We start from the raw sequence: 25,938 nt of genomic DNA, 5'->3' as shown, positions 1-25,938 counted from the left end.
ATAAATACGCTTTTAGTTGTTCAAACAAGTGGAACCACCTCTTTCTGAGCTGAAAAAACATAAAGTTTTTCTATATAAACTTACGGAAAATTGCTCAATTAGTGAGCGTAAAACATGAGAAATCAACAAAAAAGCCCAACTCAGCTGAGTTGGGCTTTTTAGATACAAGATAAACCCATGAATTATATAAAATAAAATTCCATATAACGTTTATTATGTTAATTTTAGATTTTCTATCTAATTAACATAATAGTGTAAATCTTAAGACAGGATAGAGTCTATTATTTTTTTTTCATAATAGATTCAAATTTTTTTAAATATTTTTGAAAGATGGAATTATTATCCAAGCCATAATGATTTAATTCACTTGTTATTTCTTGTGCTGTATTTTTAGATTCTCTTATAATATGTTCATAGAACTTTATTATAGTGTCCAAAAAATCTAATGTTCTTAATTCATTGATAATAACAGTACCTGTTGGATAGTGAGCATCTTTATCAAAAAATGTAACATTAGTTAAAGTAGTTGGGATAATATTTGCCATAGGTGGATAATTTTTCTTTGCCCACTCACAACTATCACTCAATTGACCAGAATCTTTTTTATGTAATGATTCAACCTGATTATGTTTTATCTCTATCACGTATACACTATTATCTAGGTACCAACATACATCAGGACCTTCTTTATATTCATCTTCAGGATTGATTGAATCAGCCCCTAAAAAGTGTCCTAATATTCTAAAATTTTTTTCTATTTTATTACTTCTAACTTCATTAAATCCAAAATCAGATTTCATTTTTTGTAGCTGTATTAGAATACCTTCTAAATTATTGTAATCTTTTATAATTTTTTCAATATTTATTGCGGAACTTGTTGGCTCTTTAAAAAGTTTTCTTGGGTACACTGTTAATGGTCGAATAGCTCGAGGGTATAATTGTATGGCCTTATTCTGAATTTGCATACTTTCCGATCCATCAGTAAAATTTACAATGCGAGCAAAGTTTTCCAACATTTTCCCCTTATATTTAGAATCAGATAAAGCGTTAATAGTGTTGTTAAATATGTCTTTTGAACTATAAAATTGATTAATGTAGGAATTTTCATAAAACTTACGCTCTGCATAAGCTAAATCTAGTAATTTTTCATCATATACAAATTCAGTTTTTTTAACCTTCTTCATTTCAGATTGATAACCATTTTTCCAAGCTAGATCCCTACTCAAGCAACTAGCAATAGCCTTTTTAATATTTTCAATCGGGTCTTTTTGATCTTTAGCAATCTGTTTACTAACTCTAATACCTAAATCTAACTGACAATTAGTCTCTGGACTCAATGCTGTTCTACAATCTTTATGAGCAATAAAAGAGCTTAAGTCACTGCCAACTAATAGTATTACAGAGTAATCAACATGAGAACGTACAGCTCTTCCCATACCTTGTTCTAGTCTGAATATATTTTTTCCACCAAATCCAGTTATATTACCTAAACATTCACTATCATAGTTATCAATGATACTTTCTCCAAAAGGTATATCATCTATCACTAATATTCGACACAAGTCATCTGCAAGATCTAACCCTTCAAATCTTTGTGCCATCACATAAAATCCTGATTTATTCGTTTTTGAACTTAAATCAAATAAAGCTTCATTAATATTTTCACTATTTAGAAAAATTGCCCCTTCATCCGTCCAAACTTTTGCTTGATTTATCGATGATGTCAGAACAAAGACTGTTGTCTGCTTACTTAAATCAGCACAAAGATTAACTACTTTATTTTTATCTAAATCTGGCGAGATAATAGATGGTACAAGGATCATCCGTTCACCTGTACCTTTATCAGATGTAGGTGCAACTATATTCTGAACAATATCCTTTTCTAAACCTAAAAATCTAATAAAATTATCCGAGTCAGAAAAAGTCGCAGACATAAACAGTTTGTGCTTAGACTCATAATATGGAGTTATATTTTTAATATTTAAAATATTTGGTGAAATTTCAAAATTTGCTTGACTAAATATACACCTACAAAAAGTTAACTCATTTTTAATAAGAGGATAATTAAATTTTAAATCTATATGATCTTTATATGTATTTAATAACTTAGAAATTTCTTCGATTTTTGATTGCCATATCCAATAAGGAACTTCAAAAGTTTTACCATCTGTTTCAAATTCAAGCCATTGTATACCTAAGTGTTTTTTGCATGATTCTTTTATAATAGATAATAATCCAGTATAAATTTCCCCCGATGAAATAATAGAAAATTGTTTTTTAATTATATCCATACCAGTATGGGCATCATCAAAAACAACTGCACAAGGTTGTATTCCATATGTCTTAAAAGTACTAAGTCCATTAAATAATTTTTCATATGTCGAGACGATAATTTCATCACCACACATAGCTTCTGGACTTACCGTTCTATGTCCTTTTGAATAGAGAGTTGATTGTATGCCTAATTTTGTAGCTTCCGATATGACTTGCTCTGCTAGTTGTAAAGTTGGGACCAAAAACAGAACAGGTTCATTATATTTTTGGGCATAATATTTTAGATAGAGTAAACCAATTGTTGTTTTTCCAGAACCAGTACTAAGTTTAAGAATAATACCCTTTTCTTCTAATTTAGCGTCTAAAATATCAATACACTCTTGTTGTATAACACGTAGTGAGCTATGAGAACTTTTTGCATCTAATGAATCATACAATTCATTAATATTATTAATTTTAATAGGATCATTATCTAAAAATATTTCATCAAAAAAAGACATTTTCTTCCATGTTGAATTTTAAAAAAGTACTTGATTATATTTAAATTAAAAACTTTTTTGTTATTTTATTTCAATTAAATAAATATTTAATGAGTAAGTATCTTCATAGTGATTTAACATAGAATCTCTTATACGAAGTTAACTTTTACAGACACCATCACCGATTCACAATCATCCCTTTCAAAATCTGCGGTGCTTGTTTCTCAAACCACTGCTGCACCACCCGTGCAGCCCGTGTATTCGGTCTGCGTATGGTATGCGCCAGCACCACACTGCGGTGCAACTCAGGCTCTACAATCAAACTGGCAGACAAACGCTGCTGATTTTCCAAGCCAAATAAACCTGAAGAAATCGCATAACCGCCACCAGCGGCGACTAATTCGTGCTGTAAACGGTTCGAATCCGCTTCTACAATACAATCAAACTTGCATTCCATCTGCCGTGCCAGCAAATCTAAACGCGCACGTAAAGGATGCGGACGGCTCGGCACAATTAAAGGTAAATCCTGCAAATCTCTAAGCTTAATGGTCGGCTGCTGTACCAAAGGATCATTACTTTGACCGACCAGCATTAGGCCAAACTCTGCAATCACTGCTTCTTCCTGCTTCGCAACTTCACCCTCGCGCAGTAGTAAAGCCATATCTATACGGCCTTCCTCAATCATTTCTTCCAAATGCACATTCGAGCCTTCACTTAAATGCAAATCAATCCGTGGATGGTTTTCCTTAATATGACGGTACAAAGCACCTGAAAGCTGACGCACCAAGGCGGGCAATAAACCCACACGCACTTCACCAATTGGCTCTCCGCCATAGGTACGGATATCATCCTCAATCGCACCGCATTCAATCGCAAGATTAATAATCCGCGGCAGCAGCTCATAGCCCAGCTCAGTCAGCACCACACCGCGCCCAGTACGGTTAAACAGACGTGTACCGCACTGCTCTTCCAACTGTGCAATATGGCGGCTGATCATGGATTGCGGCACATTAAACGCATGCGCAGCTTTAGACAAACTGCCCAACTCCGCTACTTTAATAAACACCAGCCACTTCGAATCCAATATTGATTGCATTGTAATATCCCTATATGACTAAACCAGCATTCAAGCTGGTTCAGTAGTGCGCTGATTTTTATATCCTTAAACAGCCAATAAACTCTTTAAATTGGTGTTCAAATCAGCTGCTTGAACCTTGGAAGGCGTTATGCCTGCTTCCAGCAATTTCCGTGCAATCATATGATCTACAGGTTGGTTCACCGAATCAATAGCCACAAGTTTATCTTTCGCATAATGAAACACAGAAAAACGCCCGCTTTTCATGTCGCCGCGAATCACATAATCACTGGTATCAAAAGATAAACCTGTCATTTGCAGGCGAATATCACCCTGATCTGTCCAAAACCACGGTACAGTTTTATATTCCGCTTTTTGCGATAAAATCATGTTTGCAACAGTCAATGCTTGGTCATTGGCATTTTGTACCGACTCAAGGCGTATGCGGCGTTCACCAGCAAAGGCATTTTGATGATTTGCACAGTCGCCAATCGCAAAAATATCTGCAAAATTGGTTTGCATTGCACTATTCACCACAATGCCATTTTCACATTGAATGCCTGCCTGCTCTGCCAATTCAGTATTTGGAATTGCACCGACACCCACCAAAACTAACTCGGCAGGAATCACGCCATGTGCGCATTTCACACCTGTGACTTTACCCTGTTCTCCAACAAATTCATTAATGAACACACCAGTTTCTATTTTGATGCCGTTTTCACGATGAATATTAGCAATATAATCCGATACCAAAGGCGCAACTGAACGGCCTAAAACGCGCGGTGTATGCTCTAGTACGGTTACATCTTTGCCCAGTGTACGAGCAGTAGACGCCAATTCCAATCCAATAAAACCGCCGCCAATAATCACCACATTGCGTACTTTCGCCAGTGAGTCACGCAGTTTTCGTGCATCTGCCAAGGTACGCAGGCTCATCACACCATCAAGTTCTAAACCTGGCAATGGCAATTGGCGCGGGCGTGTGCCTGTCGCTAAGACCAAATAGTCATAATGCAGCATGTCGCCATGATAGAGCTTGACCAGTTTTTCTTCTGGATCAATCTCACTAACTGCGGTATTCAGCCTTAAATCAATTTGATACTTCTCATAAAAATTCTCGGGCTGCAGACACAGCTTAGAAAGCTCCATTTCCGCTTCATCTTTAATAAAGCTTTTGGACAATGGCGGACGGTGATATGGCAGTTCTGATTCATTGCTAATCAAAACAATTTCACCGTTAAATTGCTGATGGCGCAGTGCTTTAGCGCAGCTGCTTCCAGCATGACCGCCACCAATAATGACCACTCGTTTAATCATGCGCTTTTCTCTCCTTGAATTGCACCAGCTTTAAAAAATTGTTTGAGGTGCTGCGTGACTTGTTCTGGGGCTTCAAAATTACAAATATGCCCGCTGTTTTGAATAATTTTTAATTCCGCATTTGGCAGCTGCGCCGCCATGATTTGCATATCTTCCACTGGCCCGCCGCCATGATCATGCTCTGCCGCCAGTAATAAAACAGGCGTTTGAATGTTGCCGAGTTCCTGTGAAAAATCCATTTCAATGAAAGCATTCACATAAGCGCAGTAACCTTCAACCGAAGTGCGTTTAATCATTGCGCGCAGCTGTGCATCGACATCTGGACGTGCCGCTCTAAATTCTTCACTTAACCAACGGTCTACCGTGACATCGCCCAATTTTACTAGGCCATTGGCACGCGCTTTGGCACAGCGGTCACGCCAAAACGCATGACGGTCATCAGGCTGGCGTGGACGGCAGCAGCATGCTGCAATTTGGCTCATGCGTTCTGGATATTTCAAACCCAAAGATAAAGACACCGAACCGCCGAAACCGAGGCCTACAACAGCGCTTTGCTGAATGCCGAGATGATTCCATAGTGCAATTACACCATCGACTACATCTTGAAAACTGCAATGTTCTGGCGGTTCAGGGCTGAGGTTATGTCCCCACGGATCAAAAGTTAAAACTTGAAAATCTTCTGCCAAAATTTCAGCATGCGCTGCCCAAAAGCTTAAGTCATTGCCAATGCCGGGGATAAAAGTAATCCAATCTGCGCCAGCTTTACCCTGCGTTTGATAATGAAATAACGGAAGTGACTTCATGTCGATTGCTCCAAATCTTTCTATTTTGGCAACCATACTGAATTTCCCGACATGCCTGCTAGGTTTTAAAATCTAAAGCAGTTATCTAAAAAACGCATAACTGCTTTATGAGTTAAATGCTTTTTTCACATGCCATCGCACTCTAAAGTGATCCTCAAGGATGAACAACTTGATGGTTTTCGCATAGGGAGTACATGATGTCTACAGATAAAGATTTTCATATTAAAGGTTTGGATTGCCTGCGCTTTGGCGTAGAAAACCTGCAAGACGCACTGCGCTTTGCCGATGACTGGGGTTTAAAGCAAGTTTCTGCGGTACAGGACAACAGCTATCTGTTTGAAACCACAGACGGTTCACAAGTTGAAATTTTTCAGGCAGATTCAGCTCACCCTGAACGTACACCTATTGGCAACCCAAGCGGCATGTGTGAAATAGTTTGGGGCGTTGCAGATCAGGCAGGCTTAGATGCTATTGCAGCCGAACTGCGTACTGACCGTGATGTCACCATTGATGCTGATGGTACAGTCCACAGCCAAGATGACTTAGGCATTCGTTTAGCTTTTCGCCTTGCAAAACGCAGTTATATTCCATTCAGCGATACCCAATTCAACTCGCCAAGTCAGCCTAAGCGCATTAACAGCCGCGCACCTCGCTATGAAAAAGCACAGCCTTATGAAATCAGTCATTTAGCCATTGGTGTGGACAATGCGGGCGATGCCGTAAAGTTTTATTTAAACCGTTTAGGCTTCTTGGTCTCTGACCGCTATGCAGACCGCGGCGTGTTTATCCGCTGCTCAAAAGAAGGTAATCATCACCATTTATTCTTTATGAATGGCAAACAGCCGGGTACTCGATTCAATCACTTAGCATTTAAAGTGCGCGATATTCATGAAGTAATTTTTGGCGGTCAGCATATCGACAATCAAGGCTGGACCACATTTGCAGGCCCAGGCCGTCACCGCGTCTCATCTGCCTGCTTTTGGTATTTCCTTACGCCATTTGGCGGCGCTTGGGAATATGCTGCGGATGAGGACATTGTCAATCAAGACTGGGAATGCACTGACTTTGCAGCAGAAGCGCATATCTTTACCGAATGGACATTTGGTCTAGAAAAATCTGACGGCACGCTCAAAGGCCCGATCTCTCAAAGTAAAGCTGAAGCACTGAATGACTAAACCATGAGTCATGGACAATTTTAGCAATAGAGAGAAGGATTGAACGATGAATGCCAGCGTGCAAAACACCACAGAAAACCATGTCGAAAATGCAGCTGATCACTATTGGGTACAGCTCATTCATAGCGATATTCATATTGTGCAAGGCAAATACCGCACCCGTATTTTACAGGCGGGCAACCCGAATGCCCCTGCTCTATTTTTACTGCATGGCACAGGCGGACATTTAGAAAATTATGCCCGCAATATTCCAGCGCTTTCAGAACATTTTCATGTGATTGCGATGGATTTTTTATGGCATGGCCGCTCACAAACTGAAGGCTTTGATCATGAAGTCATTCCACATTTGATTGACCAAATTTTAGATGTGATGAATGTGCTGAATATTGAAGCTGCGCATTTTGAAGGTCAGTCCATGGGTGGTTGGGTGGCTATGCAACTGGCCATTCAACATCCTGAAAAAGTTAAGCGTTTAGTACTAACAACAACCATGGGTTACAAGCCAAATGAAGGTGCCATTGACGGCTATGTCGAACCGATTTGGGCCAGCAACCTCGCCAGCTCAATTGAAGTTTTAGAACAGCCGACTTTTGAAAATGTGCGTACCCGCATGGCGCGTATTTTGGCCAACCCTGAACGTTTAACAGATGAAGCGATTCAAGTGCGCCAAGTGCTATATCAACAGCCAAAATTGGCTGCTGTGCAAAAGCTGTTTATTACCGAATATCTGTCTGGCAGCACCATTCAAAAATATGCTGTGACCGATGCATTAGCACATCAAATTACACAGCCAACTTTAGTGTACTGGGGCGATGCCAACCGCACTCCGCCCGCTTTGGGTCAGCATATAGCCAAACAAGTACAGCAAGGTCAGTTTTACTGTGCCAAAGACACCGGTCACTGGGCGCAATTTGAAAGCCCTGAAATTCATAACCAAGTGGTTGCGCAGTTCCTGCTTGGGCAAGACCTGAAAATAAATGATGAATAAATAGGAAATATACATGACACAGCAAAATTTAACAGGTCGCTGGGAGCTGGTGACTTTTGAACAAAATTATGACGATGGCCGCGTAGTTTTTCCCATGGGTGAAGGCCCGCAAGGCGTGATTCAATATACCGAAGACGGCTATATGAGCTGCCAAATCACCAAAGCCAACCGCGGAAATTTCATTACAGGCGGTCAATGGAACGCCTCTGATGCAGAAAAGGCTGGCGCATATAACAGCATGCTTTCTTATGCAGGCCGTTACACCTTGGCAGATGGTGTCGTCACCCATTTGGTGGATTTGAGCCTATTTCCAAATTGGGTGGGCGGACAGCAAAAGCGTCACTTCAAATTTGATGAACACGGCCAGCTTAGCCTGACCGCGCGTCTAGAGGAAAATACCTCGGAAGCCCGTACTGCGCTGCTGCTGTGGAAACGCGCTTAAATTTTTTAAAGGCGCTTCTTTTACGTCCATACCCTCTTTGTATTTCTCCCAAAAGGAGAAAGTAAAAGACCGATGAAAGAAGCCTATTTTACAGATTTTCAAGGAATGAATATGAACACAATGACCAACCCTGAAATTGGCCACAGCATTCAATGCGGTGACATCCTCACCAATTACCATGATGTTGGGCAAGGCGAACCGATTTTGCTCTTGCATGGTTCTGGTCCCGGTGTCAGCGCATGGGCCAACTGGCGCTTAACCATTCAAGCACTGCAAAATGATTTCCGTTTAATTGCACCTGACTTTGCTGGTTTTGGCTATACCCAATTTCCTGAAGGCATGCGTTTTAACCGTGACAATTGGCTTAAACAAATTGTTTCGTTTATGGACAATTTAGGCTTAGAAAAGGTCAATGTGATTGGCAACTCTTTTGGTGGCTCCATGGCTTTGGCGCTGGCGATCTACCACCCAGAACGCGTCAATAAATTGATTTTGATGGGCAGTGTGGGTGTGCCCTTTGAGCTAACCGCAGGATTGGATGCGGTATGGGGCTATACGCCTTCATTTGAAAATATGCAGGCAATCATGAAAATTTTTGCCTACAACCAAAATTTGGTGGGTGATGACTTAGTGCAAATGCGTTATATCGCCAGTACAAAGGAAGACACCCGCGCAGCATACGAGCGCATGTTCCCTGCACCGCGCCAGCAATGGGTTGAAGCGATGTCACATACAGAAAATGACATCCGCAAAATTCAGCAGCCGACTTTAATGGTGCATGGCCGTGATGACAAAGTGATTCCGCTCTCGACCTCAATGACCATGCTGAATTGGATTGAAAACAGTCAATTGCACATTTTCAGCCAGTGCGGTCATTGGACGCAAATCGAGCATGCAAAAAGCTTTACTCAGCTTGTTGCGAATTTTTTGAAATCAGAATGAATCAAGGAAGACTCAGATGACACAAACCTCTGCATCTGCTGGTAAAAAAGTCCTCATTATTGGGGCAGGCACAGCTGGCATGGCTTCTGCTATTACTCTTTCACGCATTGGCATGAAAGTGGATTTAATCGACATTAACCCAAACTGGGGCGCTTTAGGCGCAGGCTTAACCATCACTGGCCCGACCTTACGCGCTTTAAAACAGCTGGGGGTTTATGATGAAGTGACCAATCAAGCTTATGTTGGCGATGGCATTCAAGTCTGCGACCCGCAAGGCAATCCGCTGCGCATTTTACCCACTCCAATGCTGGAAGATGCTGACACGGCAGGCAGCGGCGGCATTATGCGCCCGACCATGCATTCCATTATGCATAAATATGTCAAAGATGCTGGCATTGAAATGCGTTTAGGCATTACTGCTGATGCTTTTGATCAAGGCGAGCATGCCGTAACTGTTGCTTTCAGCGATGGTACATCGGGCCGCTATGACTTTGTATTGGGTTCGGACGGCGTACTGTCTAAAACCCGTCAAATGCTGTTCCCAGATGCGCCGAGAGCGGAATATACCGGTCAAAGCTGCTGGCGTTTATTTTTAAAACGCCCTGCTTCGGTCGAGCGCCGCACTTATTTCCTAGGCGGTCCAGTTAAAGTCGGCTTTACTCCAGTATCGCAAGATCATATGTATATGTTCCTGCTTGAACGCTGTGAACAGCGCTGGCAAGAACCAGAAGATAACTACAAAAACTTGAAGCAATTGCTTGAAGGCTATGACGGCATTTTAGCAGATATCCGCGAATCACTGACTGAAGCGGATAATAAAGATATCAACTTCCGTCCGCTAGAATGCTTTGATTTACCGGGGCCATGGTATGTGGGTAAGGTGCTTTTAATTGGCGATTCCGCACACCCAACCACACCGCAACTGGCATCTGGCGCAGGTATGGGGATTGAAGATGCTTTGGTACTGGCAGAAATTTTTGCAATTGAATCCAATGTCGAAAAAGCATTTGAGCAATTTATGCAGCGCCGCGAACAACGCTGCCGCCTAGTCACTCAAAGCTCTATGGAAATTGGCCGCCTAGAACAGCTGCGCGCACCAGTTGAGCAGCAAACTGCTGTGGTCAGCAAAGCATTAGAACTATTAAAAGAAGCGATTTAAGCCTAAGCCCCAGTCTCGTTTACTGGGGCTTATTTTTTTAAATACAAAAACATGCTCAGTGACGAGCCTCATTGTACCTGCAAGGTACACCCCACGGAGAAAGGTCATGGTAAAAATCGAAAGCAAGCGCGGTATGCTTGCATTGATGCTGGCACATTGTGCAGGGATGGTAGATTTAGTCGCGCTGCCTGTATGGGTCGGCACTTTAATTGCACACTATCACTTTGACCCGCAGCAAGCTGGGGGCTTAGCAACTTTATTCTTAATTGGTGCAGCAGGCGCAAGTATTTTCTTTGCGCCGCGCTTCAATAAAATTCAAGTAAAAATTTCAGCAATTTTAGGCTTTGCTATTGCAGCATTGGCCTTTGTCTTATCTGCAATGAATACCTCCTTCCCGATACTTGCAGGGCTTCATTTGGTTGGCGGTATGGCAGCAGGCACAGCATTAAGCGTTACGCACGGTACGATGGGGCATGCAGTTAACCCGCACCGTGTATTTGGCATTGCAGGGCTTGCTATTGGTATTTTTGGTGTGATCTTTTTAGGCGGTACACCGGGCATTATTCAGCAGTTTGGCGGTCAAAGTATGTTTTATGTGCTGGCAGCGGTCATGCTGATTGCTTGCATTGCCTGTCTATTCTTTTTTCCAAAACCGACACGCGCTGTCGATTTTGACAATTACGAACAGATTAAAAACCTGCCGCCTTTAGGCAAACCTGTTTGGTTCTGCATGATTGGTGTGGCTTTACTGGCAATGACACAAGCCATGACCTTAAGTTTCTATGAGCGAATTGGTCTAGAGCGAGGTTTTAGCCGTGATATGGTGACTATGGCGCTGGTTATATACGGTATTGTGACTATTTTCCCTGCACCGTTGGCAGCACTGCTGGAAAAACGTGTCAGTGTGACGGCTATTATTGCTTTTGGTCCGATCTTCCAAGGCATTTTTTCACTGCTGACCACACATACTCATGAATATATGGTGTTTGCTTTGGCTGGCCCATTTATGGCCTTTACCATCTTGTTTGTACATACTTTTGCTTTTGGCTTGCTCGCGCGTTTAGATCCAACAGGCCGTGCGGTGGCAGGTACACCTGCTATGCTGATGGTTGGCGCAGCTGTAGCGCCGTTTATCAGCGGCACCTTGGTGAAATTTATCGGTTTTGAAGCGATTGGCTATGCCTGCTGTGTAGCAGTTGCAGTACAGGTTTATTTATTCAGCCAAACCCGTAAAGCGGTATTGGCTGGTGAAACAAATATTCCTGCGGCAGTCAAAAATGGCAATGAAACTCAGCCAGCCAATTAACATAGTTTGATCTGTCTACTGCATTTTCCCTTCTGAACAATGCGTAAATCATTTAAGTTTTGACCAGTCTGCCCCTAAATAGCAGGCTGGTTTTTTATGCTTTTTAGGGCCGTAATCTTCACAGCTCTAAAATAATGTAAGCCAAGTCCCTCAGATATGTGCACCCTCAATGGATTGTTTAAAATCCATCCAATTTAGATATAACTGATATCTTAAATTCCTGCTTATATTTGACAATCCAGCCCTTGTTTCATGATTTTACGAGCTCTATAGTCTATCTTTTAATCAAATCAAGTCTTTAATTTTTAACCTTTTTATAATTTTAAATGCTTGTGATTAAGAAGCTTTTGAATAACTTAACTGTTGAGACAACAAATGATGCTTAAAAGGATTTTTGGCGTGCTATTTACATTCGCCATGACACAAACTCTTATTGCCGGCGATGCGACGAATTTATCTGGGGAATGGAAAGTGATTGATGATAAAAGTGGTTTTACATTAGTCAAAGTAAAAATTACAGCCCCCCAGCCTCATCTTTATCAAGGTCATATTATTGAAGCTTTTAACCCGCCTAATCAGCCTGTGCGGGATTTAAGTCATTTAAAAGGCTTTCATCTGCTTCAAGGGCTTAAACAAGACCTAAAAGATCCTTACAAGCTTACAATTGGAGAAGTCGTTGACCCAGCAATTAATCAGCGCTATCAAGTCAATGGTAAACTGACTAAAAGAGGTCATATGATGATTTTACGCAGCCCTTCAGATTCCGATAAAGCCAGCCGTAAACTGTCATGGGTACGCATTAGATAAATAGATAAATAAAAAAGCCTGCTTGATGCAGGCTTTTTTATTTATCTATTTTTTCTTTTTTATAGATATGCAGTCGTCACCTGCTCAAAGCCTTTAGCCAGCAGTATGCTGCGCGCCATCATAGACTCGCCTGCGATTTCCATACGGCCAATTTCACCTGACGTTTCCACAACAAACAAGGCGCGTTCAAGCCGTTTTTGCATAAAAACAGTGAATACTTTTTCCAAATCATCACCAAACTGATCAATCACTTGCGAAAGTACAATCGCATCTTCAACTGCTAGGCCTGCACCTGAACCTAAATGCGGCGTGGTTGCATGTACGGCATCACCGATCAGAAGCGCAGCCCCGCGATGCCAATCGCCATTGACCATAACCCGTTCTAATGGACGGTAAATAATCGGGGTTTCTGCATTAATGCGGTCGATATATGGCTTTAATACCAGCTCAAATTCCTGCAGCAACTGCTTGGCAATTCGCGGCAAATCTTCAGGTTCACGCCATACTTTTTCCTTAGGCACACATTCCATCATATACATATACATTTGCGTTGGGCTACAGGGGTTAAAGCCCACTTTCATTGTTTCAGACTGGAACATACGGCCGCGCACAATGTCCGCAGGACGGTCAAATTGCAGGCGCCAGCAAGCTTGCCCTGTATATTCAGGGGCAGCCTGTTCAGGCATCAGCAGCTTGCGCAATTTAGAAAATACGCCGTCCGCGCCTACCACTAAATCATAGTGCTGTTCACGGCCGCTTTCAAATTTCACAAAATTGCCGTGCTCTAAACTGCTGCGGATCTCCGATACACTGTCGCCCAGAAATACGGGAATGTCTAGTTCCTGCACTTTTTTGGACAAAATATCATGCAGTACAGGGCGTAAAATTGCGCCTTCAGATGGGAAATCATCCGCAATGACGCGTTTAGATAAAACGGTGCGGATAAAATTGCCCTGCTGATCATAAATGTCCACACCATCATGCACAAAGCCTTGTGCGGCAATTTCATCCTGCAACCCAAGGTCGCAAAGCGCACGCAGTGTCAATACTGACAATGTCAGGCCTGTACCCAAGGCTTTCCAATCTTCTGACTTTTCCACCAGTTCAACGATATGTCCTGCCTGTTTCAGTTTAATGGCTGCGGCCATTCCACCTATACCGCCGCCAAGTACCAAGATTTTCATGGCTAATCCTTTAATTTCCAATCCTAATTTAAACGCATTTATTTCTAACCGATTTGAGCTTAATCAAATTTTAAAGCGCGCTGTATCCAAATACACTCAAAGCAGTTATGCAAAATTGCGATAGCAAAACAAAGTTCAGTGTCTATTTTTGCTTATTCTGCGTCCTGCTGTGATAACGGAAAGCGAGCAGAATCATGAGTGGCTTCAGACATATTTTTTATCAGCATGCAGAGCGTCATGACTGCAGCAGGCATAGCCAGGATCGTAAAAATTTGACTCCAGCCAATATTGTTGACCAAATACCCCATGCACGTTGTGCCTACAACTACACTAAAGCGGCCTATGACGTACATCCAGGAAGCCCCGGTAGTACAAACAGCGGCAGGATAGAACTTGGCAATCAATACAGGTAAAGATGACTGCGCCGTATTTTGCAGTGTACCCGCACAAATCATCAAACCACAGAAAAAGCATAGCCACAGGCTCAAGGTTTCTGCAAGATATTGACTGGAAAAAAACCATCCGCATAGATTGCAATACGGACAGTTGCTGACTTTGTGCTTCTAAACGAAAACTTTGCTACAGTGCAAATGCATTTATTTTTTGCAAAATATCCTGTATCCGCGATTGGTCTGCACCTGTCAGCAGCAAATACCGCACAGATTCGGGCAGCAGCCATGCCACCAGATTGTCAGCAGTAACGGTAAAATACCGCTCAGCAGCAACATGCTCTCCCAGCCAAAATGCGGAACAATGTAAGCCACTGCAAAACCGCCTGTGGCTGCGCCTATTGGAAAGCCGCAGTACATGGTATTAACGATAAAGGCGCGCTTGTGTGCAGGGCAATATTCTGACAGCAGCATCTTGGCATTCGGCAAAGCAGCACCTACCCCCAAGCCTGCAATAAACCGCAGAATTTCCAGCTGCGTTAAATTCTGGGCAAAGCTGGAGAGCATGCAGCTGCATGAAAAAATAAATACTGAAAATAAAAGTAATGTTTTACGGCCAAATCGATCGGCTAAAGGCCCGAGAACGATTGCCCCCAATTGCTGCGCCGATTAAAGCTACACTGAAAAAAAACATCATCACAAAAATAAGCCATTGAAAATTTGACCAGCCATGCTGATCTAAAAAAGCTTGAATATGCATGTGCTCATCCTTGTCGATGCATCGGAAATATGTGATTTTTTTCAGCATAGCGCAATGCACCCCAAGCAATGTTCTGTGAAGCTGGATATTAGATATTGCAGAAATAGATAGTGCTTCATTCTATAATATTGATACAAAAAAAAGCCGCTCTTTCGAGCGGCAACCAAGGAAAAGCTTGCTGCAGTTTTTATTGTTTATGGTGGTTCTATTTCGCCAAAATGACCTGTGATTTTAAATGGTGCTGCGCCAGTGCAATGGCTGCATTAGAGCAAATGACAAAGATCAGCATTGAAAGCGACATATTGATTTGCGCACCCCACAGCAGGACATTCAGCAATATCCCGCTAAGCAGGCCAAAGCCAAATTGCAAACTGCCCATCAAAGCGCTGGCAGATCCCGCCTGACGGCCTTGCTGCGACATGGCTAAAGCTGTAGAGTTCGGCGCGGTTAATCCAATACCCGCAACAGCTAAAAACAAACCTGCAAGCATTAAAGGCAGTTCAAATACAGAAAAGATAAATGCGATCAGCAATAAAAATACGCCAAATGCCTGAACTGCCCCGCCCAATGTCAACCGCTGCGCTACGCTATATTTCTTTTCCAGCTTATGGTTCATAGATGACAGCAATACAGTCCCTACCGCATTGAATCCAAATACATACGCAAACTGTTGTTGGCTGAAATGGTATTGGTCCATGAATACTGCCGATGCCGCATTGATATAGCAAAACAGAATACCAAAGCTGAAGCAGCCAGCATGGGATATAAAAAACTGCGGTCTTGCGCAATACGCACATACAATTGACCTGCCTGCATAAAAGACAACTTTAAACGGCGTTCTACAGGCAAAGTTTCTTTAAATTGCAAAAGCACCCAAATTAGACTGACAACACCCAATGCTGTTAAGGCCACAAAAATAGACTGCCATCTAAAAAAGATCAGCAGCCATGCGCCAAGTGTCGGGGCAATGACCGGTGCAATCCCCATGACAATCATCATGCTTGCAAAGGCTTTGGCGGCATGGGCCGTGTCTAAAACATCACGAATTGCCGCACGCGCCAGCACCAATCCCACACAACTGCCAAGCGCCTGCAGCACACGGACAATCAGCAATGTGCTTAAGCTGTCTGCATAAATACATAAAATGCTGGCAACCATGTGCAGGCTTAAGCCAAAAATCAGCGGTGTTCTACGGCCAATTCTGTCACTGATGGGGCCATAAATTAACTGGCCGATGGCTAAACCTAAAAAGTAAGCCGGCAGCGAGTTGGATACCAAAAGCGTCGATGTGCCGAAATCACTCGCCATTTCTGGCAAAGCAGGCAAATACATGTCTGTCGATAATGGTGCAATCGCAGTCAATACAGCCAGTAGAATAATCCAGCCTGTACGGTAATGGCTTGGTGATGCATTCATCTGCATAGTCCATTTTCCCTATTTTTAAGCGCAGGAACCTCTCCAGCCTGAGAAGTTTTAGGCCAGCGCCGCTTTATGTTTGATTATTAAATGCTGATTTAATGCGCTTGAGTTAAAACCGCCCGATTCAGCAAGCCTTGATCCGCCACGATGGTTTGCCCCGTCATGACTTTATTGTGCTGTGAGGCCAAAAAGGCATAAATTGCCCCATAATCCTCTGCATCCGGCAAATCCTGCAGCAGGCTGATGGACTGGAATAGATTTAAAAAAGCATCTTTTGGAATATCCGACTGTTTTTGATGATCCAAATTCAAGGCTTTCGGGCCTTTTAATTGACTGTTGCCAATCGCAGCTGGCGCTACGCCATTGACACGGATCTCGGGTGCAAACTCGAAAGCCAATTGCTGAATCAAACTACGGATTGCGCCTTTAGTCGCCGTATAGACCGCACCGCCGCCATCCGCGGCATAAGCGGCTGTAGAGGTGGTAAAAACCAATGCCCCCTTGCTGGCTTTCAGCAAATCGGCAAAAATATGTGCCGTCAGCAAATACCCCTTCACATTGACATGAAACATCTCATCAAATAATTGATCTAAATGTTCTGCTGTCATGCGTTGAATCGGCAGGTTGCCATCAAAAATTCCTTGGGCGCCAATCACTGCATCCAATTTTGAATATTTAGCCTGAATGGCTGATTTACATGCGTGTAAATCAGCAATCTGAGTAACGTCACAGCGCAGCAATAAATCCTGCTCATCAAACGCTGAAGCGATCAACTGCAATTTATCTTGATCAATATCCGTCACAATGACTTGAGCGCCTTGAGCCTTACAGTACTTGGCAATGCCCAGCCCCAAGCCTGAGCCCGCGCCAGTGATCAATATCGTGTGATTTTGCAGCATATTGCTTCTTCCTTGATGAGTGTTTGATCAGAGAACCTTTTATTTTAGGCTCTCAGTTTCCACATTATTTTAATTACAGCTCTGACGGCACATTTGCAGGTTTTGGTTTGTGTTTCATATATACAGGAACTGAAATATTCAAAGCAAAACGACCATCATTGCTGACTGCATTTTTAGTTTCAATATCTTTAGACCAGCTGAGGCCTATAAATAAGCCGTGGCCGAAGTCTTTAAGCACTTGAACGCCTAATCCAATCTGGCGCGCTTTGCCATTTATGGTTCCATAATATGCCGTGCCATTATTTTCATCACTGGTCACCTGCTCACGCACATAGCCGATAGGGCCAATTTGCAAACCGGGATGGATTGAATCCAGTTTTTTCAATACCGTGGCATCAAAGAAGAACTCATCGCCAGAATCGTATTTGGTATCGTCATTTTCAAAGTTATAAAAATAATGTGATTCTAGGGAAATGTTCCAATTCTGATTCATTAAGCTATAACCAACACGCGGGTTAAGCGACCAATATTCGCCGCTGGTATTTGTCCCCCCGAGTTTCCATGAACCCGTCGTAGTAATGGCGCCTAAACCTGCACTGACAAATTGCCCAGGATTCAATGTCCATGCAATATCGGCAAAATGCACATCAATATTGGCGATATTGTTATTTGAATGCTTGCCAACATCGCCAAGCATCGGATTGCCGATATCTTCTTCCGCCATAATGAATGGAATCGCCATCCAAGCGCGGTAATCACCGCCTAACAGCTGCAGCCCAGGCGTATAAATAAAAATTGATGTTGATGCAGGCGCATTCAGTTTCAGCCCCATATTATCGCCATTGTCATCCTTAAGCTGACCATTAAGGTGCTTCGTCGAACTTGTATAGTACAGGCCTGGCGGTAACGGCGCGCTGAGCGGAATACCCATGGTATTGCCTGCCGGTGCTTGCGGCGATGCCCCCGGCTCTAAAGCCCAAACCGTATGAGAAATAGAAATACCCAGAAGACTGAAAGCAAATACCTGCTTCACTTGTTGTTTTAACATTGCTGACTCCATAGCCATGTTTAATTTTCAACTCAAAGTTATTGAAAATAAGTGTCTATAGTCAGTCAAAAAACCACAAAGCAGATATCTATGTATTAGATAGAAATATCATCAACTGCCATTGAATCTATGCATAAGTTCGACTGGATGAATGATTATTTGCAGCAGTCCTTTCACCTGCGTGGACATTTCCTTTGTGATCTGCTTTTAAATATAAAATTTGACAATTAATGTTGTCAAAATATATCTTATCAATTTCCATTTCATTAAAAGAAGAATCAGGATTGAACCATGGAAGTACAGCGCAGCTCACGTGTACATAGTTTCACCAATGATGTTTTAGAAGATTTTGATGCAGTAAAAATTTCACAGCTCATTCAAAATAAAGAGATTTCGTCTCAAGAAGCTGTTCAAGCCGCCATAAAACGTGCTGAAACAGTCAATCCTGTATTGAATGCAATTCAATTTGAACAATTTGAAAAAGCGCTGCAAAGCAGCCAGCTGCCCAACAAAGGCATTTTTTCAGGTGTGCCTTTTTTTATGAAGGACAATACCGATTTAGCTGGGCTGCCAACCCACCACGGCTCTCGGGCCATTCATACACCGCCCATTGCGCAAATGCCTCAATTCAGCCAGCAGCTGGCCGATCAGGGTTTTATCTTTTTAGGCAAAAGCACCATGCCTGAATTTGGCTTAAATGCCACAACTGAATATAAAGACGGTTCTGCAACACTGAATCCATGGCATACCGCATTTTCCAGCGGCGCATCTTCAGGCGGTTCAGCCGCTTTGGTGGCTGCCGGTGTCGTTCCTATTGCACATGCCAATGATGGCGGCGGTTCGATCCGCATTCCTGCCGCCTGCTGCGGTTTAATTGGCCTCAAGCCAACCCGGGGACGAACGTATGACAGTGAGGCGGCTGCTAAACTGCCCATCAATATTATTTCAGAAGGCATTCTAAGCCGCAGTGTGCGTGATACTGCACACTTTATTGCAGGCATGGAGCGCAGTTTTTATAATGTGAATTTGCCGAAAATTGGATTGATTGAACATAAATCAAACCGAAAATTGCGCATCGGCGTGGCGCAGCGCTCAATTACTGGCACTGTAGATGCCGAAACCAGCGCCACACTTGAAAAAACAGCAAAACTGCTGGAAAGTTTGGGGCATGATGTTGAGTATTTCCAGTTGCCTTTTTCACAAAATTTTGTCGATGACTTCAGCCAGTACTGGGGATTTCTGTCTTTTCTGCTGCAAACATTTGGAAAACAGCTGTTTGGTGCAAATTTTCAGCCTGGAGAATTGGACCACTTAACGGTCGGGCTATCAAAACTATATAAAAAGAATTTTTATAAAACGCCGTTGTTTTTACACCGTTTGAAGCAGATCCGTCATGAATATCAGCAGATCTTCACCCAGTTTGATGTCCTGCTATCTCCTGTACTGGCGCACACTACGCCAAAACTGGGCTATATCTCACCGCAGCTGCCTTTTGATGAGCTATTTGCACGAATTCAAAATTATGTCACCTTCACGCCGATACAGAATATTGCCGGCGCGCCCGCAATTTCTCTGCCCATGGGATCAACCACAGCCCATGGACTGCCTATAGGCATGCAATTGTCCGCAAATTTAGGGGATGAACGGACGCTTTTAGAACTGGCATTTGAATTGGAAGAAGCGCAGCCATGGACTAAAATTAATGTGCAGCAGCTGGGTTCGGAATAATTTCCGGCCCCTATCATCACAGCGTATGTTTATTGCAATTACATTTGATTGACTTTATACAGCTCCTTCAATTAAAAAACCGCTTAAAGCGGTTTTTTAATTGATCTTTTACAGCACTTCAAATTCAATTCTGCGGTTCTTTTTACGGCCATCAGGCGTCGCATTATCCGCGACAGGCTTATTTGAGCCTAATCCTTCAGCACTCATGCTGTCAGCGGCGATGCTCTTGCTCACTAAATAATTTTTAACTGCCACCGCCCGTTCCTGACTCAAGGCTAAATTTTTAGCGCCGTCACCTGAACTGTCGGTATGGCCAATAATTTTGACTTTTTTACCGCCAACCTTATTTAAAGCGACCGCCATTTCATTCAAGATCTGCATGCCGGATGGCGCTAAAACGGCACTGCCGGATTCAAACTCAATGATTCGGTTTTTTAACGCGGCATCAATGATCTGCTGTTCTGCAGCATTTACAGTTAATTGTGTATTCACTTTAAAGGTTGATGGCACAAGGCTTTGCATTCTTGCCGATGTCTGCTGTATCTCCTGAGGATTGGTGATTTTCCCGGTTAAATTCACGTGTGTACCGCGAACCGACAACTGTCCCTGCTGCACTTTTTTCAAATCATCGCCAATCATATTGCTGACATTGCTGCTCCAGCCATTTGGCGCTGCCACCGTCCGCACCTGTATTTTGTCTACCACATTTTCATGCCCATACATCATATACGCTTTGTTCAAAATTTCCTGCTTCGCTGCTTCATTCGGCACTGCGCCTTCGATCACAACAGGCTTCTGCGCATAAGACAAAACGCTGACTATAGGCAAAACAATGAGCAAGAATTTACTCAACCCACTCTTTTTTTTATATTTATTCATCGTTATTCATCTATAAAAGTTTGTCGGAACAGTTTAATTGCCTGTGTCAGGCTGATTTGTCGCTCGCTTAATGCCTGTTCTAAGGCTGCAAGCCCGGCATTCTGCTCTAAATATGGATCAATCCATTGTGCATCAATGAGCGACACCCAATGATCATTGATGATATCTTGGGTGAAAATGCTGCTGAGCGCCCTAATATCAGCGCCTTGAAAGCCAATCAGCAGTTTTGGAGACTCACTGTGCAGGATGCCGATCAGCAGCTCTGCATTTTGGCTTTCGATGAACCGGCTGATTAAGTTGACCCAAAATGCGGCAATTTCATAGCAATAGCTGATATTGCTGATGGGTAAAATCAGTACTTTATTTAAGCGTGAGGTGCCATGCCGAATAATCGGCTGCAGCAGCAGCCCTAAGCCAATCATGCTTTGCGCCAATTGATAAGGCGTTAAATTCAGCATTTTGGCAAAAGAATGCACAGTATGATGCTCATAAAAAGACGCGGTTTCTTCTGTGCCGAAAATCTGAATTTCATCTGAAAGCTTGCTCAGCTTATCCAGTAAAATATCAGGATCACGGATTGACCGCATTATTCGGTTGCGCTGATATAAATCTATTAAAGTCAGCTTATAGCGGTATGGTGCAAAGATAATGTTGTCAAAAGGGTCATCTAATTCGAGCAAATGGCACAGAACCATCGGAAACTGCCGGCCTGAACTATCCTCGCTGCTGATTAAATTCGCGGCCAAAAACCGTTTATCTTGCGGACTGGCAATAAAAAAATCTAAAGACGGCAGTTTGGAATAAGCCTCTTGAAAATACTCTGAACGCATTGCTATTTCCAGCGCTTCAGTCACCCATTGATCAATCAGTTGAATCAAAGCGTACTGCCCGCGTGACTTTAAAAAATCACCGCGCGCTGGGCATTTTCCATAATAAAGCGGCGTCGTTTTTACGTCATACATGAGCATTTCTCCGGTATGCCCCTATATATCTTTAATGCTTTCATGGTGCAGTTCCTCCTGTTTGTCCAGCTTGGAGCGACGCTGTTAAACCAGCTGCAGCGGCTGATGCAGGAGCCGGCATTTCCTGCGCGGCAACAACCCGAACCGCTTTATTCATGACCACTTGATTAGCCAGCGCCATGCCTCTATAGCCTGGGTTTGAACCAATATTGCCGGCATTGCTGCCGCTCACTAAGCGGAAGTTTACTTTGACAAATACATTGGCATCTTGCTTGCTTCTCCACACCATTTCAAAAGAGTTGCCCTTTTGTGTGCGTTCCGCACCTTCGACTAGACGGTTAATGCCATATTCGCCAGGCTCATCGAAAATCGTATGGGTTTTACCTTCCAAATCAATTGCGGTAATTCTCGCTCCAGGTATTGCCCCTTTATTTGGCCATACAAAATTCACCCATTGCTGTACACCATTTTCAAACACCATTCTTTGTCCATCAATATCAATGGTATAAGACAGCAGCTGTTGATTTTCCAATGGATAGAACTGGAAATTTGACTGATTGGGAGATGCAGATACAGCTGCAGGCTGATTCAATTCACCTGTGGCCATTCCATTGCTGGGCGACACGTAATTTTGGAAATTGGCCGCAAACTGCGGGTTAATGCCAATGCCTAAATCCTGCCACGTTTTAGAGGTTAAGGTATAGCCGCGGCGGATGACAAAGGGATCCAGATATTCTTTGACAAAACGCGCAATGCTGCCGCTTTCACCAAAAATCTGATTGATTTCATTGCTGGTCGCCTGCAAAGTTGCGCTCGGATTAAACGGATATTTTGTGAGTAAATTAGTTGAAAAGGGCTGATAAGCCTGCAGCATCCACAGCTTATTCATTTCATCCTGCGCTGGTGTTAACAGTGTCTCAAAGGACTGCGTCAACGGCGCTATCAGCAGTTTATGCAACAGCTGCTGATCAGATTCTTTTAACCCAACAGCCATTTTTTCATCGACATACTTTTGAGTGCTGTTGAATACCGAATTTTGATCGTTGATCGTCTGCTTAGCCAAAGTCATGCTGGCTGGGCCAAAATCGCCCGCACTGCGCAAATCATTCAGTTTGCTGCGCACCTGTCCCATCGACAGCATATATTCATCCAGCAATGATTTATTTTGCTGATCGTCACGCTTGCGGACAATTTGATAGAACATTTGAAATTCTTTTGCGATCACGCCTTGAACAGCAGCTGGCATATTCTGCTGCGCCAGTTTTGCGTCATCACGGTTAAGCACTTTACGCTTAAACCAAGCCGCAAATCCTGTTTTAGGCGCCGCTAATTCAGCCTGTACCGCAGGATTATCCCAGCTGGTTTCTTTAGCAGTACGTTCCAGTACTGCACGGATTGGGGAGTTTTCAGGCTCGCCCCAGATATCCATATGCTTCGCCTGCTGTTTAAAGTCCGCATTTTTAGCATAATGAATCCCATTTAAAAATTTCCGCCATTCTGCAATATATTCCTGCTTATACAGCTCGGTCAGCTGCTTGCGGATTTGCTCAGGACTGCCGCTGAAAGTCAAATCATCCGACTGGGTCATATTCAGCACCCAATCTTTGCTGTCCGTTGGACTGTTGGCTGCCTGTTCTATGGCCTCTTTTACATAGCCGTTCCAAGCCTGATAACTGAATATCCCTGGCAATGCATAGCTGCCGAGCATACTGTTTTGACTTGACTCACCAACAATCTGCTTAATCGTCAGTGCTGGAAACCGTACAGATCCGCGCATTTTAATTTCATTGTAAACCCGGTCGCGCGCCGGTATGCCTGTGCTAATTGAAGTTAAAATTTGACGGGTTTGCTCCACAAGATTTGCATCAGATTCCAAACGCGGGAACTTAGGATCATTGGCCAGTGTCATCGCGTAACATAAAACTTGTTCCGCCTTCAAAATCATTTCATTGCGCGGCAATGAACCGCGGTTCGCATCCAGCCATGAACGCCAGAAGCGTGTGACCTGATCGCTTAAATGGCTTGACTCCATATATTGCGGATTGCTGAGCATTAAGTATGCTTTTAAAGCATTATATGCATCTTGCGGATTCGTATCCGCCGGCTCTGAAAAAGGCTGATTCGTGCGGACGGCTTGATTCAGCTGGACATTAATATGATTTTCTTTCAGCACGGCTTCATTGGCCTTCACGCGCTGCAGATATTGCCCCATATTTTGCTGTGCAGGCATCAAGACAATCTGCTGAATACCTTTTAAATACTCGGTTTTCAGCTTTTCCCGGATATCATTGCCCTGATATAAGCCAAAACTGTATTTTAAAGGGCGCTCTTGTTCAAAATGATCCAGCTGCTGCAGATGCCCCTGCAAAATCAGCAAGGCATCCAGCTGTGTAGACAGTTCACCGCCTGAACGCGCTTCCATCTGAACGACTTTGGCCAAATCAGCATTGGCCTCCGCAATTAATTGCTGATTATTCCGATATGACCAGACCCATAAACTTAAAAGAATAGCGACTGCGCATAAAGCGCCAATAAATAATAAAAACCGCTGGCGCTTGCGTGCAGGATTGATATGCTGCTTGACTAAATTTTTATCCTTTAAAATAACACTGGAAAACAGCCCTTTCAGAAAATAGCCGTGATCTTGGGATATTGAATTAGTCGGTACGCCATAATCACTGTCATCCCCCTTAATTAGATGAAAATCTTCAGCAATTTGTTCAGTCATCGGACTTTCTATCATACCCTCCTGCAAAGCGCTGGTAAAATAAAAGCCGCGGAATACGGGTTTGAACTGATAAGGATTTTCCTGAAACAGCGTCCCGATAAAAGTCTTTAATACAGGCTTTAAGCTTTTAAATTCTAAAGGAAAGGTCATCACGCTAGGGGAAATGTTCTGCGAATGCCTGCGGCTCAAATGTGTCGTGCTGACACTTTTTAAGCCGTCATATAAAATGCTGTAATGCTTTTCAAACAGCTCTAAAGAATTTTCTGAAGAATTTGGATCGTACGGCAGAGTGGCGCCCCAAACTTGGTTAAACTCATCGCTGTCATAGCAGTCAAAGAACTCCGTAAATCCAGCAATCAAATCCATTTTTGAGAACACTAAATAGACTGGCGCAAAAATTTCCAGCCGGTCGGTTAAGTCTTGAATTCTAGCGCGTAAATTTTTAGCCAATTTAATCGACTTTTCAGGGCTTTGGCTGACCAGCTCCGCCACACTGACAATCACAATCAAGCCATTAATCGGCGCTTTAGTGCGGTTTTTCTTTAAAATATTGAGAAATCCCAGCCATTCCGAGTGATCTTCTGCATAAACGGAGTAGCGTCCCGCCGTATCCAGCAGAACACCTTCGGTAGAAAAGAACCAGTCACAATTTCGTGTCCCGCTTAAACCGGCGGAGACCATTTTTTGATGTGTTTCTTCAAATGGAAACCGCAATCCTGAGTTGTAAATGGCTGAACTTTTGCCTGCTGCCGGATTGCCAATCACCATATACCAAGGCAGCTCATACAGTGCAGCGCTGCCTTTTTTATCCCCTAATTTCGATTTCCGAATGAGCTGTATCGAATCCTTCATTTGCTGATTAATCAGCTGCAATTCCTCTTTATTTTTAATTTTTCCGTATTCTGCTTCTGTATCTTTAGAAATCGCTTCAGACAGTATTTCGCCTTGCTTGCCATGGCGGTAATGCTGAACTAGCTCGTAAATGCCCCAAATGATCAGACTGAAAATATAGACAGTTACAATAATCCAAAACACTTTATCCGGTACGGCATTATGCATGGCTAAAATGGCCACAAAAAATGAAAGCGCCATAATTACTTTAGGATTGGTTACATACTGCCAGACATAGCCCAGCAAGGTATAAAATAATGTATTCACGTGTTTCTCTTATTGGT

At 43.0% G+C, this 25,938-nt stretch carries 21 protein-coding genes and 1 pseudogene; 8 read left to right on the top strand and 14 right to left on the bottom strand.

Annotated features, from left to right (window positions below):
• Positions 1–281: 281 nt before the first annotated feature.
• The 4 genes from OKC24_RS15120 to OKC24_RS15105 all read right to left on the bottom strand — a co-directional run bounded on the left by OKC24_RS15120 (position 282) and on the right by OKC24_RS15105 (position 5,948).
• Positions 282–2,774 carry a DEAD/DEAH box helicase family protein gene (locus OKC24_RS15120; RefSeq protein ID WP_265465919.1) on the bottom strand — a complete coding sequence of 831 codons (2,493 nt, stop codon included), beginning with the start codon at positions 2,772–2,774 and terminating at the stop codon, positions 282–284.
• A 157-nt stretch (positions 2,775–2,931) separates the two neighbouring features.
• Positions 2,932–3,849: a LysR family transcriptional regulator gene (locus OKC24_RS15115; RefSeq protein WP_131275710.1), complete on the bottom strand. Its 918-nt coding sequence runs from the start codon at positions 3,847–3,849 to the stop codon at positions 2,932–2,934.
• Between the two features lie 66 nt (positions 3,850–3,915).
• Positions 3,916–5,145 carry an NAD(P)/FAD-dependent oxidoreductase gene (locus OKC24_RS15110; protein WP_131275711.1) on the bottom strand — a complete coding sequence of 410 codons (1,230 nt, stop codon included), beginning with the start codon at positions 5,143–5,145 and terminating at the stop codon, positions 3,916–3,918.
• Positions 5,142–5,948, bottom strand: a complete 807-nt coding sequence (locus OKC24_RS15105) for an alpha/beta fold hydrolase (RefSeq protein WP_131275712.1) — start codon at positions 5,946–5,948, stop codon at positions 5,142–5,144. Before OKC24_RS15105 ends, OKC24_RS15110 begins: the two co-directional genes overlap by 4 nt.
• A gap of 197 nt (positions 5,949–6,145) precedes the next feature.
• Here OKC24_RS15105 and OKC24_RS15100 point away from each other — a divergent pair, with 197 nt between their 5' ends.
• From OKC24_RS15100 to OKC24_RS15070, 7 genes are all read left to right on the top strand, one after another.
• A complete protein-coding gene (locus OKC24_RS15100; RefSeq protein ID WP_131275713.1) occupies positions 6,146–7,123 on the top strand; it encodes a VOC family protein in 978 nt (325 codons plus the stop codon).
• A 46-nt stretch (positions 7,124–7,169) separates the two neighbouring features.
• A complete protein-coding gene (locus OKC24_RS15095; protein ID WP_265465916.1) occupies positions 7,170–8,111 on the top strand; it encodes an alpha/beta fold hydrolase in 942 nt (313 codons plus the stop codon).
• A 13-nt stretch (positions 8,112–8,124) separates the two neighbouring features.
• On the top strand, positions 8,125–8,553 hold the full coding sequence (locus OKC24_RS15090) for a lipocalin-like domain-containing protein (protein ID WP_131275715.1): 429 nt from the start codon (positions 8,125–8,127) through the stop codon (positions 8,551–8,553).
• Positions 8,554–8,664: 111 nt separating this feature from the next.
• Positions 8,665–9,495 (top strand): alpha/beta fold hydrolase, encoded by an 831-nt coding sequence (locus OKC24_RS15085; RefSeq protein WP_131275716.1) that lies wholly within the window; start codon positions 8,665–8,667, stop codon positions 9,493–9,495.
• Positions 9,496–9,511: 16 nt separating this feature from the next.
• On the top strand, positions 9,512–10,654 hold the full coding sequence (locus OKC24_RS15080) for an FAD-dependent monooxygenase (protein WP_131275717.1): 1,143 nt from the start codon (positions 9,512–9,514) through the stop codon (positions 10,652–10,654).
• A gap of 106 nt (positions 10,655–10,760) precedes the next feature.
• Positions 10,761–11,960, top strand: coding sequence for an MFS transporter (locus tag OKC24_RS15075; RefSeq protein WP_131275718.1), 1,200 nt, complete (start codon positions 10,761–10,763; stop codon positions 11,958–11,960).
• A gap of 375 nt (positions 11,961–12,335) precedes the next feature.
• The gene (locus OKC24_RS15070; RefSeq protein WP_131275719.1) at positions 12,336–12,767 is read left to right on the top strand and encodes a DUF2147 domain-containing protein; all 432 of its coding nucleotides are present in this window, start codon (positions 12,336–12,338) and stop codon (positions 12,765–12,767) included.
• A gap of 59 nt (positions 12,768–12,826) precedes the next feature.
• Here the strand turns inward: OKC24_RS15070 and OKC24_RS15065 are convergent, their stop codons facing one another.
• From OKC24_RS15065 to OKC24_RS15035, 7 genes and pseudogenes are all read right to left on the bottom strand, one after another.
• The gene (locus OKC24_RS15065; RefSeq protein ID WP_131275720.1) at positions 12,827–13,951 is read right to left on the bottom strand and encodes an FAD-dependent monooxygenase; all 1,125 of its coding nucleotides are present in this window, start codon (positions 13,949–13,951) and stop codon (positions 12,827–12,829) included.
• 152 nt (positions 13,952–14,103) lie between these two features.
• Complete coding sequence (locus OKC24_RS15060; protein WP_265465909.1) at positions 14,104–14,406, bottom strand: MFS transporter; 303 nt, start codon at positions 14,404–14,406, stop codon at positions 14,104–14,106.
• A gap of 186 nt (positions 14,407–14,592) precedes the next feature.
• Positions 14,593–14,997, bottom strand: coding sequence for an MFS transporter (locus OKC24_RS15055; RefSeq protein ID WP_131275722.1), 405 nt, complete (start codon positions 14,995–14,997; stop codon positions 14,593–14,595).
• Positions 14,951–15,100 carry a hypothetical protein gene (locus OKC24_RS15050; RefSeq protein ID WP_165499107.1) on the bottom strand — a complete coding sequence of 50 codons (150 nt, stop codon included), beginning with the start codon at positions 15,098–15,100 and terminating at the stop codon, positions 14,951–14,953. Before OKC24_RS15050 ends, OKC24_RS15055 begins: the two co-directional genes overlap by 47 nt.
• A gap of 205 nt (positions 15,101–15,305) precedes the next feature.
• A pseudogene (locus OKC24_RS15045) lies at positions 15,306–16,522 on the bottom strand (multidrug effflux MFS transporter).
• Positions 16,523–16,614: 92 nt separating this feature from the next.
• Positions 16,615–17,418: an SDR family oxidoreductase gene (locus tag OKC24_RS15040; protein WP_265465905.1), complete on the bottom strand. Its 804-nt coding sequence runs from the start codon at positions 17,416–17,418 to the stop codon at positions 16,615–16,617.
• Between the two features lie 73 nt (positions 17,419–17,491).
• Complete coding sequence (locus OKC24_RS15035) at positions 17,492–18,466, bottom strand: SphA family protein (RefSeq protein WP_131275724.1); 975 nt, start codon at positions 18,464–18,466, stop codon at positions 17,492–17,494.
• Between the two features lie 291 nt (positions 18,467–18,757).
• On the opposite strand from OKC24_RS15035, the gene OKC24_RS15030 reads away from it, so the two are divergent.
• Positions 18,758–20,194: an amidase gene (locus OKC24_RS15030; protein WP_130145776.1), complete on the top strand. Its 1,437-nt coding sequence runs from the start codon at positions 18,758–18,760 to the stop codon at positions 20,192–20,194.
• Between the two features lie 108 nt (positions 20,195–20,302).
• Here the strand turns inward: OKC24_RS15030 and OKC24_RS15025 are convergent, their stop codons facing one another.
• Genes OKC24_RS15025 through tssM form a run of 3 tightly spaced genes read right to left on the bottom strand, consistent with a single transcriptional unit; the run spans position 20,303 to position 25,921 of the window.
• Positions 20,303–21,073: an OmpA family protein gene (locus OKC24_RS15025; protein WP_130145774.1), complete on the bottom strand. Its 771-nt coding sequence runs from the start codon at positions 21,071–21,073 to the stop codon at positions 20,303–20,305.
• Between the two features lie 2 nt (positions 21,074–21,075).
• Positions 21,076–22,035, bottom strand: a complete 960-nt coding sequence (gene tagF / locus OKC24_RS15020; RefSeq protein WP_130145772.1) for a type VI secretion system-associated protein TagF — start codon at positions 22,033–22,035, stop codon at positions 21,076–21,078.
• Between the two features lie 40 nt (positions 22,036–22,075).
• Entirely contained in the window at positions 22,076–25,921 is a 3,846-nt protein-coding gene (gene tssM, locus OKC24_RS15015; RefSeq protein WP_265465901.1) for a type VI secretion system membrane subunit TssM, read from the bottom strand.
• Positions 25,922–25,938: the final 17 nt, after the last annotated feature.

It is taken from the genome of Acinetobacter entericus, assembly GCF_026168575.1.
Classification (GTDB): domain Bacteria; phylum Pseudomonadota; class Gammaproteobacteria; order Pseudomonadales; family Moraxellaceae; genus Acinetobacter; species Acinetobacter bouvetii.
Note: the sequence above shows the minus strand (reverse complement) of the source record. Positions and strands in the feature narration are given on the sequence as shown.